Source organism: Parazoarcus communis (genome assembly GCF_003111645.1).
Lineage (GTDB): Bacteria > Pseudomonadota > Gammaproteobacteria > Burkholderiales > Rhodocyclaceae > Parazoarcus > Parazoarcus communis_A.
Genome location: NZ_CP022187.1, coordinates 2,532,445 through 2,546,875, shown reverse-complemented (window position 1 = coordinate 2,546,875; position 14,431 = coordinate 2,532,445). Strand labels below are relative to the sequence as shown.

The 14,431-nt window shown below is 66.1% G+C and carries 12 protein-coding genes; 10 read left to right on the top strand and 2 right to left on the bottom strand.

Annotated features, from left to right (window positions below):
• The first annotated feature begins 73 nt into the window (after positions 1–73).
• The 4 genes from CEW83_RS11620 (at position 74) to CEW83_RS11605 (ending at position 4,530) form a co-directional block, all read left to right on the top strand.
• Complete coding sequence (locus CEW83_RS11620) at positions 74–1,234, top strand: pyridoxal phosphate-dependent aminotransferase (protein WP_108949485.1); 1,161 nt, start codon at positions 74–76, stop codon at positions 1,232–1,234.
• A gap of 139 nt (positions 1,235–1,373) precedes the next feature.
• A complete protein-coding gene (locus tag CEW83_RS11615) occupies positions 1,374–1,610 on the top strand; it encodes a PP0621 family protein (protein WP_108949484.1) in 237 nt (78 codons plus the stop codon).
• A 2-nt stretch (positions 1,611–1,612) separates the two neighbouring features.
• Entirely contained in the window at positions 1,613–3,169 is a 1,557-nt protein-coding gene (locus CEW83_RS11610) for a sensor histidine kinase (RefSeq protein WP_108949483.1), read from the top strand.
• Positions 3,166–4,530 carry a sigma-54-dependent transcriptional regulator gene (locus CEW83_RS11605; protein ID WP_108949482.1) on the top strand — a complete coding sequence of 455 codons (1,365 nt, stop codon included), beginning with the start codon at positions 3,166–3,168 and terminating at the stop codon, positions 4,528–4,530. The genes CEW83_RS11610 and CEW83_RS11605 overlap by 4 nt, the downstream gene beginning before the upstream one ends.
• A gap of 36 nt (positions 4,531–4,566) precedes the next feature.
• Here CEW83_RS11605 and waaA read toward each other — a convergent pair whose 3' ends face one another.
• On the bottom strand, positions 4,567–5,826 hold the full coding sequence (gene waaA / locus CEW83_RS11600) for a lipid IV(A) 3-deoxy-D-manno-octulosonic acid transferase (RefSeq protein ID WP_108949481.1): 1,260 nt from the start codon (positions 5,824–5,826) through the stop codon (positions 4,567–4,569).
• 115 nt (positions 5,827–5,941) lie between these two features.
• Here waaA and CEW83_RS11595 point away from each other — a divergent pair, with 115 nt between their 5' ends.
• The 3 genes from CEW83_RS11595 to CEW83_RS11585 are packed head-to-tail and all read left to right on the top strand — an operon-like array spanning position 5,942 to position 9,845.
• Positions 5,942–6,949: an NAD-dependent epimerase gene (locus CEW83_RS11595; protein WP_108949480.1), complete on the top strand. Its 1,008-nt coding sequence runs from the start codon at positions 5,942–5,944 to the stop codon at positions 6,947–6,949.
• Between the two features lie 2 nt (positions 6,950–6,951).
• On the top strand, positions 6,952–8,580 hold the full coding sequence (locus tag CEW83_RS11590) for an ArnT family glycosyltransferase (RefSeq protein WP_159099448.1): 1,629 nt from the start codon (positions 6,952–6,954) through the stop codon (positions 8,578–8,580).
• Positions 8,577–9,845 (top strand): sialidase family protein, encoded by a 1,269-nt coding sequence (locus CEW83_RS11585; RefSeq protein ID WP_108949478.1) that lies wholly within the window; start codon positions 8,577–8,579, stop codon positions 9,843–9,845. Before CEW83_RS11590 ends, CEW83_RS11585 begins: the two co-directional genes overlap by 4 nt.
• A gap of 490 nt (positions 9,846–10,335) precedes the next feature.
• Here the strand turns inward: CEW83_RS11585 and CEW83_RS11580 are convergent, their stop codons facing one another.
• The gene (locus CEW83_RS11580) at positions 10,336–11,256 is read right to left on the bottom strand and encodes a ChbG/HpnK family deacetylase (protein ID WP_108951367.1); all 921 of its coding nucleotides are present in this window, start codon (positions 11,254–11,256) and stop codon (positions 10,336–10,338) included.
• Positions 11,257–11,355: 99 nt separating this feature from the next.
• Between CEW83_RS11580 and CEW83_RS11575 the strand changes: the two genes are divergently transcribed.
• The 3 genes from CEW83_RS11575 (at position 11,356) to CEW83_RS11565 (ending at position 14,404) form a co-directional block, all read left to right on the top strand.
• Positions 11,356–12,360 (top strand): glycosyltransferase family 2 protein, encoded by a 1,005-nt coding sequence (locus CEW83_RS11575; RefSeq protein WP_234418786.1) that lies wholly within the window; start codon positions 11,356–11,358, stop codon positions 12,358–12,360.
• 65 nt (positions 12,361–12,425) lie between these two features.
• Positions 12,426–14,003, top strand: coding sequence for a hypothetical protein (locus CEW83_RS11570; RefSeq protein WP_108951365.1), 1,578 nt, complete (start codon positions 12,426–12,428; stop codon positions 14,001–14,003).
• A complete protein-coding gene (locus CEW83_RS11565; RefSeq protein WP_108949477.1) occupies positions 14,000–14,404 on the top strand; it encodes a GtrA family protein in 405 nt (134 codons plus the stop codon). The genes CEW83_RS11570 and CEW83_RS11565 overlap by 4 nt, the downstream gene beginning before the upstream one ends.
• Positions 14,405–14,431 lie beyond the last annotated feature (27 nt).

The window sequence follows — 14,431 nt, the reverse complement described above, 5'->3', positions numbered from 1 at the left end:
GCGCGGCGCTTGCGCTCGCTCGCGACTCTGCGAGAATGCAATTCCCAGTCATTGCCGATCCGCCAGGATTCCCATGCCGCATTTTCCCGCACCGATCGAATCGCGCCTGCCGACTGTCGGCACTACCATCTTCACCGTCATGTCCCGGCTTGCGCAGGAGTGCGGTGCAATCAACCTGTCGCAGGGCTTTCCCGACTTCAATGCGGAGGATGTGCTGTTCGAGCGTGTCGCCCACTGGATGAGGGCGGGCTTCAATCAGTATGCCCCGCTGGCGGGCTGTCTGCCCCTGCGCGAAGCCATCGTGCGCAAGGTCGAGGGCCTGTACGGAACGCGCTACGATGTTGAGCATGAGGTCACGGTGACCGCCGGTGCCACCCAGGCCTTGTTCACTGCGGTCAGTGCGCTGGTTCATGCCGGTGATGAAGTGATCGTGTTCGAGCCGGTGTACGACTCCTACGGGCCGGCGATCGAACTGGCCGGCGGCACGGTCATCCGCATGCAGCTGCGGGCACCGGACTACCGTCCGGACTGGGTTTCGGTCGCTGCGGCAATCGGGCCGCGGACGCGGATGATCATGATCAACTCCCCACACAACCCGACCGCGACCGTGTGGTCCGCGGACGACCTCGCCCAGCTTGCGGCGCTCACCCGCAACACCGGCATCGTGGTGGTGTCGGACGAGGTGTACGAGCACATCGTGTTCGATGGCGCCGTGCATCAGAGCTGTGCCGCGCATCCGGAGCTGGCGGCGCGCAGCATTGTCGTGTCGAGCTTCGGCAAGACCTATCACATCACCGGCTGGAAGGTGGGTTACGTGGTGGCGCCGCGCGAACTGATGGCGGAGTTCCGCAAGGTTCACCAGTTCAACGTGTTTACCGTCAATACCCCGGTGCAGCTTGCGCTCGCGGACTACATGGCGGATGCCGGCCGGCATCTGCAGCTGTCGGCCTTCTATCAGGCCAAGCGCGATTACTTCCGTGCCGGACTCTCCGGCGCCCGCTTCGAGCTCCTGCCTTCGGGCGGCACCTATTTCCAGCTTGCCCGCTACGGTGCGATCTCGGATCAGCCGGATGGCGTGTTCTGCGACTGGCTGACGCGTGAGGCGGGGGTGGCCGCGATTCCGGTATCGGCGTTCTTTGCCGATGGTCGCGACGAAGGCGTGATCCGCTTCTGCTTCGCCAAGAACGAGAGCACGCTCGCGGCGGCCTGCGAACGCCTGCAGAAGCTGCGCTGAAGCCGGGTTCGTCACACTGCTTTGCCTGCCTTCCGGCGCGCCCCGGCCGGTGGTGGCATGTCCCCGCGGGCGGCGGCGTTGCCGCCGTCCTGCGTGGTAAACTGCCGGTCTCATTCTCTCTCGCGGCCCGCTCTCCATCGTGCGCAATCTGCTGATCTTTCTGCTGATACTGGGTGGTATCTGGTGGGTGCGTCGTGCCCTCAAGCGACCGCGGCGTGGCCCGGGGCGCGATCCGCGCCTGAACGAGCCCGAACGGGTGCTGGCCTGTGCGCATTGCGGTGTGCATGTCCCGGAGAGCGAAGGCGTTCGCGACGAAAGCGGTTTCTACTGCTGCGAAGGGCACCGCCGTCTGGGTAATGACGGCCGGGGAGAATAGGCTTGGGTGACTCCGTGCTGTCCGGCGTCGACCCGGCGCGACTGCAGTCGCTGCGCTTTTTCAACCTGTTCCGGCTCATCATCGCCGGCATCTTTCTGGTGGCAGGGCGCGAGCTCAATCTGGGCAGCGAACACCCGACCATCTTTCTCGTTACCGCGATCTGCTATCTCGGGGCCGTTCTGGCCCTCGGCTTTCCCGATGCTGCACGACGCATGGGTTTCGACCGTCTGGTGACGCTGCAGGTCGTCATCGACGTGTTCATGCTGACGGCGTTCATGTGGTCCAGTGGCGGATTCCGCAGCGGCATGCCTGTGCTGATGATGATTGTGCTCGCAGGTGCGGGGCTGGTGGCCGAAGGGCGCATGGTGCTCTTTCTTGCGGCGCTGACGACGCTGGCCGTGCTCACCGAAAATGGCTGGCGTTTCATTGCCGACGGCACGCCAGGTGACTTTCTGCAGGTCGGCATCACCTGCATCGCGTTCTTCGGTATCGCGCTTGTGGCGCGCCTGCTTGCGCTGCGGGCCAAGAACAACGCTTCGCTTGCCGAAAGACGTGGCAAGGAGCTGGTCAAGCAGCAGGCGGTCAATGAACGCATCATCCGCGACATGCGCGATGGCGTGATCGTGCTCGGACCCGACGGTTTCGTCCGCCAGGCCAATCCTCAGGCGGCTGGCCTGCTGGGCTTGCAGAGCATGGATGGACTGGCCCTGGCCGACATCGACTCCGCGTTCGGCGACTGCCGCGCGCAGTGTGGCGGTGCGGACGGGCGTCTGATGCGGCTCGGGCCTGCACGCAGGCTGCTGCGCTGTCGCGTGATGGAAGCGGATTCCGAAGCGGCAACCGGGGGCGATGTCCTGATCTACCTGACCGATTTCGAGGATATCCAGCGTCAGATGCAGCAACTCAAGCTTGCGGCGCTGGGGCGGCTGACGGCCAGCATGGCGCATGAGATCCGCAATCCGCTGTCGGCCGTCACCCAGGCGGCAGAGCTGCTTCAGGAGGAGAAACGGGCCGACATGCAGGGCCGGCTGGCGCGCATCATCAACGACAACGCGCAGCGCATCGAGCGCATGATCCGCGACGTGCTCGCCCTCGGGCGTCGTCAGCAGGCGCAGCCCGAGGCGCTGCCACTTGCCCGGTTCGTGACCGAGGTGGTCGATGCGCAGGGGCTGCGCGACGGGGCCGAACGCGCGATTTTCAGCGTCGAGATCGACCCTGAGCTCACGCTCGCAATCGATCGCGCGCACCTGCACCAGATTCTCGACAACCTGCTGGGCAACGCTCGCCGCTACTGCTCTGCCCAGCCGGGCTCGGTGCGCATCCGCGCAGACGTGGGCGCGGACGGCTGCGTACGCTTGCATGTGCAGGATGACGGACCGGGGCTGGACAAGAACACCCGCGCCCACCTGTTCGAGCCCTTCTTCACCACGCACGCCAAAGGTACCGGCCTCGGGCTGTATATTGCCCGGGAGCTTGCCGACGCCAACGACGCCACGCTGGAGCCCGTGTCGGACTCCACGGGCGCGCATTTCGTGCTGACCGGACGGAGTTGTCCATGAGCGTTTCAGATCGCCGTAACCGCAGTGCCAGCGTGGATGTGCTGGTGATCGATGACGAGGAAGACATCCGCGAACTGCTCGAACTCTCGCTGATGCGCATGGGGCTGGGTTGCGATGCAGCTGGCACGGTGGCCGAAGCCAGGACCCTGCTCGAAGGTCGCCGCTACCGGCTCTGCCTGACCGACATGCGACTGCCCGATGGCGACGGACTGGAGCTGGTCGAGCACATCCAGCGCCAGTGCCCGGGCCTGCCGGTGGCCGTGATCACCGCCTTCGGCAGTATCGAGACCGCGATCCGTGCACTCAAGGTCGGTGCCTTCGATTTCGTGACCAAGCCGGTCGAGCTCAAGGCCTTGCGCGAACTGGTCACGCACGCACTGAAGCTGCAGGCGCCGTCGGACGCGGCGCAGGGTGAAGGCGGGCGCAAGCTGATCGGGACTTCGGCTGCGCTGGCGCAGTTGCGGGGGCAGGTCGAGAAGCTGGCGCGCAATCAGGCGCCGGTATTCATCCATGGGGAGTCGGGTACGGGCAAGGAAGTGATCGCGCGCCTGATCCACAGCCTCGGTGCGCGGGCGGCTGCGCCCTTCGTGCCGGTAAACTGCGGTGCGATCTCGCCCGAGCTGATGGAGAGCGAGTTCTTCGGTCATCGCAAGGGCAGCTTCACCGGTGCGGCGACCGACAAGGAGGGGCTGTTCCAGGCGGCCAACGGCGGCACCCTGTTCCTCGACGAGGTCGGCGAGCTGCCCCTGTCGATGCAGGTCAAGCTCTTGCGCGCCATTCAGGAGCGCGCAGTGCGCCCCGTCGGTGCGCATGCCGAGGAATCGGTCGATGTCCGCATCCTCTCGGCCTCCCACCGCGACCTCGCGCAGCTGGTGAACGAGAACCGCTTCCGTCAGGATCTCTACTTCCGCATCAACGTGATCACGCTGCGCGTGCCGCCATTGCGAGAGCGCCCGGAAGACATCCCTGATCTCGCCGCACATGTGCTGGGACGGCTGGCCGAGCGTGAGGGCGGGGCGGTCAGGCAGCTGTCGCCCGATGCGCTCGCAGCCCTCTCCGGGCACAGCTTTCCGGGCAATGTGCGCGAGCTGGAAAACCTGCTCGAGCGTGCCTGCGCGCTGTGCGAATCCGACCAGATCACGGCTGCCGATCTCGACCTGCAGCAGTGCGAGGGGCTGACGCAGACGGGGCTCGACCTGGATACGGGCGAGGACGACGATGTGGCCGACTCGGACGACGAGCGCATCAAGGTCTTGCGTGCGCTCGACGAAAACCGCTGGAACCGCTCTGCTGCGGCGCGCCAGCTCGGCATGACCTTGCGTCAGCTGCGCTACCGCCTGCAGAAATGGGGCATGGACTGAGCCCTGCGCTGGCCTGATGGCCGGCGCCACGGCAGCTCAGGCGGTCATCTCCGCGAGCAGCTCTACCGTGCGTGCGGTTGCGCCGCGGTTGATGGCGGCAAAGTCGAGCCCCGCCCGTGACATTGCATTGCGCCGGTCGGCGTCGGCGATCAGGTCGAGCGCGCTGTGCACGCCCTGCTCGAGTGTTTCCAGGCGTGCTGCGCCACCAAGTTCGATGGCCTGTTGCGCAACCTGCTCGAAGTTGAACGTGTGCGGGCCGACCAGCACTGGGGTGCCCACCGCGCAGGCTTCAATCAGATTCTGTCCGCCGAGCGGCAGCCAGCTGCCGCCGATCAGCGCCACATCTGCAGCTGCGTAGTAGGCAAACATCTCGCCCATCGAGTCACCCAGCCAGATCCGGGTATCGCTGTCCACTGGGGCGTTGTCGCTGCGCCGCTGCAGCGTCAGCCCGCGCGACTGCACGAGCGCGCCGACCTCATCGAAGCGCTGCGGGTGGCGGGGTACGATCACCAGCAGGACCTCGGGCGGCGCGAGACGGGCAAAGGCATCCAGCAACAGGGCCTCCTCACCGTCGCGCGTGCTCGCGGCAAGCAGGATCGGCCGTGTGCCGCAACGGGTGCGAAAGATGTGCGCCAGCGCGGGGACCTCGTCGGGCGGGGTCATGTCGAACTTGATGTTGCCGGTAATGCTGACACGGCGCGCGCCGAGCGCTGACAGGCGTGCCGCATCGGCGGCGGTCTGGGCACCGATGGCACTGAGGGCGCCGAGGGTGAGACCGGTCAGTGACGGGAAGCGGGCATAGCGACTTGCGGAGCGCGGGGACAGGCGGGCGTTGGCGAGCAGCACCGGAATACTGCGCCGATGGCACACGGCGAGCAGGTTGGGCCACAACTCGGTTTCCATGATCACGCCGAAGGCCGGGTGAAAGTGGCGCAGAAAACGTTCGACGAAAAAGCCGAGGTCGTAGGGCAGATAGACGCGCAGGATCCGGGCCTCGTCGGCAAACAGGGACTTCGAGGTTGCGCGCCCGGTCGGGGTCATGTGCGTGAGCACGATGGTGTGCTCGGGCCAGCGTGCCAGCAGGGCGCGGAGCAAGGGCTCGGCGGCCCGTGTTTCGCCGACCGATACCGCGTGAACCCAGATCGTCGGGCCCGGTGCGCGAACGCCGTAGCTGCCGAAGCGTTCCCTCACGTGGCGGAGGTAGGCGGGCTGCTTGCGCGCGCGCCACAGCAGGCGGAGCAGGACGAGGGGAAGGGCGAGCAACCACAGCAGGGAGTAGGGCAGGCGTTGCAGCATCGGGGCCGGGAATGATGGGACGGCGAAAGTATAAGGGCGTGACATGATCGAAGGGCAATCGTCATGACGCTCATGAGATAATCGCCGCATTCCTGTCATCCATTGCATAGACATCATGAAAATTCTCGTCACCGGCGCTGCCGGCTTCATCGGCATGCACACCTCCGAACGCCTGCTCGCCCGTGGCGATGAAGTGGTCGGGCTGGACAACCTCAACGACTACTACGATCCGAGGCTGAAGGAGAGCCGGCTGGCGCGGCTGACGCCGCACCCCGCGTTTCGCTTCGTGAAGATGGACGTCGCCGACCGTGCGGGCATGGAGCGTCTGTTCACCGAGGAGAAGTTCGATCGCGTCATTCACCTCGCGGCCCAGGCCGGGGTGCGCTATTCGCTGCAGAATCCGCATGCCTACATCGACAGCAACATCGTCGGCTTCATGAACATTCTTGAAGGCTGTCGCTACAGCAAGGTGAAACACCTCGTGTATGCGTCGAGTTCCAGCGTGTATGGGGGCAACACCCGCATGCCCTTCTCCGAGCACGACAGCGTCGATCACCCGGTCAGCATGTACGCAGCGACCAAGAAGGCCAACGAACTGATGGCGCACACCTACAGCCATCTCTACGGTCTGCCCACCACCGGCCTGCGCTTCTTCACGGTTTATGGGCCGTGGGGCCGGCCTGACATGGCGCTGTTCCTGTTCACCAAGGCGATTCTGGAGGGGCGTCCGATCGATGTCTTCAACCACGGCAAGATGAAGCGCGACTTCACCTTCGTGGACGATATCGTCGAGGGCGTGCTGCGTACGCTCGATCATGTGGCCGAGCCCGATGCCGGCTTCAATGCCGACCAGCCCGATCCCAGTCGCAGCAACGTGCCTTTCCGCGTATTCAATATCGGCAACAACAATCCGGTCGAGCTGATGGCCTTCGTCGAGGCCATCGAGAACGCCCTCGGGCGCAAGGCCGAGAAGAACTTCATGCCCTTGCAGGATGGCGATGTGCCCGCGACCTACGCTGACACCTCCGAGCTGAATGCATGGACGGGCTTCGTGCCGGCCACCAGTGTGAGCGACGGTGTCGGCCGCTTCATCGAGTGGTATCGCGGCTACTACGGAGCCTGAGCGTGCGGCTGGACGCACGCAGCACGCTGGCCTGCTATCTGCTGTTGCTTGTGGTGTACATCGGCGGTGCCATGGTCCCGCTGATGAACAATGACTCGGCGCATCACGCCGGCATTGCGCTGCACATGCATGTATCGGGAGACTGGCTGCGCCTGATCACCCAGGGCCACGACTACCTCGACAAGCCGCACCTGCTGTTCTGGCTCGCGGCCCTGTCGTTCAAGGTCTTCGGCGTCAGCACCTTTGCCTACAAGCTGCCGTCGCTGCTGTTTTCGGTGCTCGCGGTGTATTCCACGGCACGTCTCGGACGTCTGCTGCACTCGGCCGAGGTCGGTCGGCTGGCGGGCCTGATTCTCGCCAGCGCAATCGCCTTCATTCTTGCCAACAACGACGTCCGCATGGACGCGCTGCTGACCGGGTCGATCATGTTCGCCATCTGGCAGCTGGCCGAGTTCGTTGCCGGCGGGCGCTGGCGCAATCTCGTGCTGGCAGGGCTGGGACTCGCGCTCGGCTTTGCGACCAAGGGCATGATTGGGGTGGCAATGCCGGGCATCGCCGTCTTCCTGCACCTGCTCTACCGGCGTGACTGGGCGCGTCTGTTCGACCCGCGCTGGCTGGCCCTGCCGCTGATCGTGCTGGTGTTTGCGGCGCCGGTGCTGTTTGCCTACTACCAGCAGTTCGGTGCCGACGGGGTGCGCTTCATCCTGTGGTCGCAGAACTTCGAGCGGCTCGCGGGCGAGCGCTTCGGCAATGCCGGCGCCGAGGACCCGCTGTTCTTCGTTCATACCTTCCTGTGGGCCTTCCTGCCGTGGTCGTTTCTGACCCTTGTGGCCCTGTGGTCGCAGGGGCTGCGCGTGTTGCGCGGCAGGCTGCGTCCTCAGCCCGGCGAGGAAATGCTCACATTGGGAACGATCGTCGTGCTGTTCGCGATCATTTCCGCTTCGCAGTTCAAGCTGCCGCATTACCTCAACATCCTGCTGCCGCTGTTCTCCATCGTGCTCGCCAACTGGCTTGCGCCGCGGATCGAACGGCCTGCGACGCGCGGAGTGTGGGCGGTCCAGTTCCTTGCCATTCTGGTGCTTGCATTGCTCGCCGTGGCGATCAACGGCTGGGCGTTTTCGCCGCTTGGCTGGGGCGTGATGGCTGGCGCCGTGGCCTTGCTGGTGGCGGGTGTGGTGCTGAGTCTGAGTCGCTCCGGCGGCGCGCGCGTGGTGCTGGCGTCGGTGGCCGCTGGTGTGGTGTTCAATTTCCTGCTGGCGTGGAATTTCTACCCGCAACTGTTGCGCTATCAGGCGGGTACCGTGCTGGGTGAAGCGGTCGAACGACTCGCGCTCGACCCCGCGTCGGTGTACTACCTCGAGGAGCAGGGGCGGGCGGGCAGTTTCGATTTCACCACCGCCCGGCTGACACCGACCCTGACGCTTGCACAGTTGCAGGCGATGAGCGCGCCGGTCGTGCTCTACACCTCGGCCTCCGGACGTGAGGTGGTGGAGGCGGCAGGCCTGCGTGCCGAAGTGCTGGCCAGTAACCCGGATTTCCGCGTGACCCGTCTGAATGCGCGTTTTCTCAATCCGGCAAAGCGTCCGGACACGCTGTCGCAGGTCTTCCTGCTCCGGGTGGTGGCGCAATGAGCGCAGGGCGCTGGCTGGGCTGCGGGCTGATCTGCCTGCTCACGGCCTGGGTGGCCTGGCCGGGTTTTTCCGGTACGGCCGCCCCTGGCTTCGTGCCGCCGTCCGTGCATGCCGGTGCTGAGGCCGAGCCCTATCTGCGCAGCGCGCTCGTGAATGCTGCAACGCCGCCCCGGGTGCATGCAGCGTCGATTGCGGCACTGCCCGACGGCCGCCTGTTCTCGGTGTGGTTCGGTGGGGAGCGCGAGGGCAGCACCGACGTCAAGATTTTCGCAGCCTACCGCGAGACGGGCGCGCTGGCCTGGGGCGAGCAGCACGCCATTGCCTCGCCGGAACAGACGACGGCCGATACCGGAATGCTGGTGCGCAAGATGGGCAATCCGGTGGCTTTCGTCACCCCGCGCGGCGAACTGTGGGTGATCTATGTCAGCGTGACCATGGGCGGGTGGGCGACCAGCCACATCAACCTGATGCGCTCGCCCGACCTTGGCCGCAGCTGGTTGCCGGCCACGCGCCTGGTGACTTCGCCCTTCATCAACCTGAGCACCCTGGTCAAAGGTGGGCCGGTGTTCTTCGACAACGGCGAGATCGGCGTGCCGGTGTATCACGAGCTTGCGGGCAAGTTCGCCGAACTGCTGGTGCTCTCCGATACGGGCGAGATGCAGCGCAAGATCCGCATGGATCACGGTCACCGGACCTTGCAGCCGGTGGTGCTGGTCGAGGATGCGCAGCGCGCGATTGCGCTGATGCGCGATGGCGCCGAACACCCGCCGCGGGCGTGGCGCAGCGAGACGACGGACGGCGGGCGCAGCTGGAGTGCGCCGCAACTGACCGATCTGCCCAACCCCAACTCGGCGCTGGCTGCGCTGCGTCTGGACGACGGTCGCCTGATCGCGGTCGCGAACGATACCGAGGACGAACGCCTGCGTCTGTCACTGCTGGTGAGTGAGGACCGCGGTGCGCACTGGCGCGCCATCCATCGCTTCGAAGACCGTCAGGACTTTCTGGGGCAGGATCTCGCGCTCGATCAGTTCCGCCCCTTGCTTGCCGGCGATCTGGCTGCGCTCGGGCCCGGCCCCACGCCGGCTGAAGTCGAGGCAAACGCCGAGCAGGCACTGTGCCGTCACGGCGACACGTGCAACTGGCAGTACGACTATCCCTACCTGATCCGCACCGATGCCGGCGAGTTTCATCTCGTCTACACCTGGAACCGCAGTTTCGTGCGCCACCTGAGTTTCAACCGTGCCTGGCTGGAGAGCAAGCTGTGATCGCGCCCCTGATTGACACGCTGGGCTGGGCGCTCGCCCTCGCGCTGTGTGTGCCCGCTCTCGGCCGCAGCACGCCCCGCGCGCTGGGCGTGCTCGCAATCCTGGTGGGTGCGCTCAGTGTGCCGGTGGCGGGCGTGAGTCTGATTGCCGCCTTGCGCGGGCTGTTTGCGGGGCTGTCGCTGGTGACCGTCGTGGTCCTGGCCGCGCTTTTCATCGCGCGCACCGGGCTGTGTGCGCCGTTTCGCGATGGAGAGCGTCGCGCGCTTGCCACGCTGGCAGCCCTCACCGGCGTACTGTTCTACCCGGCTGCGCTTGGCCTGACCGTGATCGATCCCTATTTCTGGGGCTATGGCGCGCCCGTGCTGCCGCTGCTGGCCGGCGCGCTGGCCGCGCTTGCGTGGATGGCGCGGTTCCGGGTGGTGGCCGTTGCGCTGGTGCTGGCGCTCGTCGGCTGGCGCCTGCAGCTGCTGGCATCGCCCAATCTGTGGGACTACCTGATCGATCCGCCGCTTGCGCTGGGCGCACTGCTCGCCTTGCCGATGTGCGCGCTCAGTTCGCTGAAGCGTGCGAGGCGCAGGTCAGCCGCTGCCAGGTCGGCGGCAAACTCGTCTCCCGCAAGGTAAGTCAGCTCAGCCTCGCGCGGAGACGTGAGGCTGTCGCAGGCGAGCAGTGCGGCGTCGACGCGTCCAGGGTGTACATGCACCATCGGCCGCGTTCCAAGGCCGCTGAGGAAGGCTTGCATGCGCTCGCGAAACGGACGTCCGGCAGCAAACTCGTGGAGCCCGGAAAAGCCCTCGTTCATCGGCAGCCCGGCTTCGCGCCCGAGCCGACGCAGCCCGCGCCCGAGTTGGCTGATGAACAGCGCCTTGGGCACCGAGACGCCACGCCGAACACAGCGTGCGGCAGGCTCGACGCAATCGCGCACCCACACCTTTCCGCCTGGATAACGTCGCCTTAGCTCATCCACCACCGCTTCGCGGACCGTGGGCAGCAGGTGTACATGCTGATGGCCGTCGATGTAATCGGGCGGCGCGCTCCACAGGTCTTCAAATGCATCGAGCTGGGCGCGCAGCTCGTCACGGACCGCCGCGGCGGGCAGGCCTCGGGCGAGGGCCCGTGGCAGCAGGCGCGACAGCGCCGGCAGGTGCCCGCCGTGAACCAGGCCGCGTGCGGGGCTGAGCGGTGCGTGGTCGGTCAAGGTCAGATGCAGTCCGACATCCGCCGGATGGCTTGCAACCGTCTCGCGCAGGATCGCTGCACCGCGTCGCCAGTCGCCACAGTTGCTCATGCAACTGGTGGCGGACAGTCGGCCGGCCACAATCAGTTCGGCAATCGCGTCACTGACGCCGGGCGCGAGCCCGAAGTCGTCGGCGCACAGCACAATCGGGCGCCGCAAAAAAAAGTCAGGCATGGCAATCACTTGTAACAGGTGTTCGGTCAACGCGCGAGCCCGATGGCCCGTTTACGTGATGTTCCTCCGCGTGGAGGTTTTTCGTGCGAGTTTTCCATCGTGTCCCGTCCTGATCTCAATGCGCTTCTTGCCACCCCCGCTGTCGAGCCCGGGGTGAGTCGAGCGTCGCTCTCGGTGGTGGTTCCGCTCTACAACGAGAGCGGATCGCTGGCGGCGCTGCATGCACGGCTGTGCGAGGTGCTGGATGCCATGCCGCTCGCCAGCTACGAGCTGGTGTTTGTCGACGACGGCAGCCGCGACACCACCTTTGCCGAGGTGGCAGCACTCGGCGTTCGGGATCCGGCGGTGCGGGCCATTCGCTTTGCGCGCAACTTCGGCAAGGAGGCCGCGATGGCCGCCGGCTTGCGTGCTGCGGGCGGTGACGTGGTGGTGCTGATGGATGGCGACCTCCAGCATCCGCCCGAGCTGATCCCGCAGATGTTCGAGCGCTGGCGCGACGGTGCGCAGATGGTGACGGCGGTGCGCGGCTCGCGCGATACGGATCCGTGGCTGCGCCGGCAGTTGTCGCGGGGTTTCTACAATCTGTTCAGGCGTGTGTCCGAAGTGGCGCTGGCCGAAGGCGGCGGTGATTTCCGCCTCTTCGACCGTGCCGTGGTCGATGCCATCAACAGCCTGCCGGAGCGGACCCGCTTCATGAAGGGCATCACCAGCTGGGTGGGCTTTCGCCAGGAAACCGTGGATTTCGAGCCTGCCGAGCGGGTTGCGGGGGCGTCGGCGTGGCCCTTGATGCGCCTGCTGCGCTACGCAATCGACGGGTTTTCCGCCTTCAGCACCTTGCCGCTGCGGGTGTGGTCGCTGATCGGGCTTGGCATGGCAGCGCTTTCGGGCAGCTACGGCCTGTGGCTGGTGTTGCGCACCGCGATCTGGGGCATCGACGTCCCAGGCTATGCCTCTATCATGGTTGCAGTGCTGTTCATGGGCGGCATCCAGCTCATCAGCCTGGGCGTGCTCGGTGAATACGTCGGGCGCATCTTTACCGAGGTCAAGGCCCGTCCGCTGTACCTGGTGTCGGAGCGCATCGGCTTCGAGGGGCAGACGCGTTGAACGGCGCAGGCGTAACAACAGTCGCCCGTCCGGGCGCGCGGGCCGCTGCCGGCCCGGAGCGCGCGTTGTCGACGCTCAACCTGGGTTGGGCGTTGCTGGCGTTTGTCGGCGTCTTCATTGTGCTGAGCTTCAACCAGTACGGCATCAGCAACGACGAAGAAGTGCAGCACGTCTACGGACGTCTGCTGCTCGCATTCTACGGCTCGGGATTCACCGATCACGCCGCGTTCGAGTACAAGAACCTCTATCTCTATGGCGGCCTGTTCGACCTGATTGCGGCCGGGCTCGAGCGCCTGCTGCCGTCCATCAATGTCTGGGACCTGCGCCATCTGCTGTCGGCCGTGTTCGGTCTGGGCGGGCTCGCCGGGACCTGGCTGCTGGCGCGCCGGCTTGCTGGAGGGCCGGCCGCGCTTGCCGCGCTGGTGGTGCTGGTGCTGACCGGCGCGTGGACCGGGGCGATGTTCACCCATACGAAGGATGTCCCGTTCGCGACCACGATGGTGTGGTCCCTGCTGTTCATCGTGCGCATCCTGCCCAGCTTGCCGCGCCCGGCGCGGGCTGACGTGATCGGGCTCGGCATTGCCATCGGCTGTGCCTTCGGCCTTCGGGTCGGGGCGGTATTCGCGGTGTTCTATCTCGGCGTCGGCATGATGGTCGCGGCCTGGATCAGGGCTGACGAACTGGGCGCGCGCCTGCGCTTCTTCGGGCGTTCGCTGCGCGCCCTGCTGCCGGCCGCCGGCATCGCCTTTGTGCTCATGGGGGTGTTCTGGCCGTGGGCGATGATGTCTCCGGCCAACCTCGTGAAGGCGATGACCGCGTTCTCGCACTTTTCCTTCGAACTCGACACCATTCTTGGTGGCACGGTGATGAAGAACGGCGACGTTCCCGGGTATTACCTGTCCTGGTATCTGCTCGTGCGCCTGCCCGAGCTCTTTCTGTTCGGTCTGGTGCTGGGGCTGCTTGCAGCCTTGCGTACGCTGCCGCTGCTGCGAAAGGCGGTTTTCCGCCGGCTGGCGCTGCCCTGGCTGCCGCTGATTCTCGCCGCTTGTGTCCCGCTCGGATACACCTTGCTGGCAGCGCCGCCGCTGTACAACGGCATCCGCCACTTCACCTTCCTGTTGCCGCCGCTGGCGGTGATTGCAGGTATCGGGCTGACGCAGGCATGGTTTCATGCCGCGCGCCTCGCTCATGCCAGGCGCCTCGCGACGGCATGCTGTGCCGTACTCGCGCTCGGCCACGGCGCGGCGCTCGCGCATCTGCACCCTTACGAATATGTCGCCTACAACGGTTTCGCGGGGGGGCTGGCCGGCACCGTTGGCGAGTGGGAACAGGACTACTGGGGCGCGAGCCTGCGCGAGGCGGCGGAGGATCTCAACGCCTACGTAGCGCACGAGGGCGGGCATGGCCGACAGTACACCGTGGCCGTGTGTGCGGAAGCGCTGCAGGCGCAGGCGTGGCTCGACCCCAGGTTCACGGTGACGAGCGACTGGACTGAAGCCGATTTCTTTCTGTCGCCAACACAGATGGGCTGCGATGGCGCGCTCAAGGGGCGTGTCATCGGGTCGGTGGTGCGCGAGGGCGTGCCGCTCGCGATCATCCGCGACCGCCGCCACCTGATTGGTGACGAGCGCATTCCCCTGTGATCGCGCGCGCCGAACTGATCCGATTCGCACGTTTCGCTGCCGTGGGGCTGGTGGGAACCATCGCGCACTATGCCTTGCTGCTGGCGCTGGTCGAGATTGGCAGCGTACCGCCCCTCGCAGGTTCGGTCGCGGGCTTCCTGCTCGGGGCGATGGTCAATTACGCCATCAACCACCGCTTCGTGTTCCGTTCCGGGCGCGCCCACGCGGAAGCCCTGCCGCGCTTCATGACTGTCGCCGGGGTCGGGCTGTGCTGGAACGCATTGCTGATGTACCTGCTGGCAGAACTGATGGGGCTGCACTATCTGCTGGCGCAGATCCTCACTACGGGTTTGCTGCTGGTGTGGCACTACGTTGGCAACGCGGTGTGGACTTTCCGCCGCGACAAGGCTGGCGGGGTCTAGCGCGGATCGTGCCGGGGCTTGAGGTGC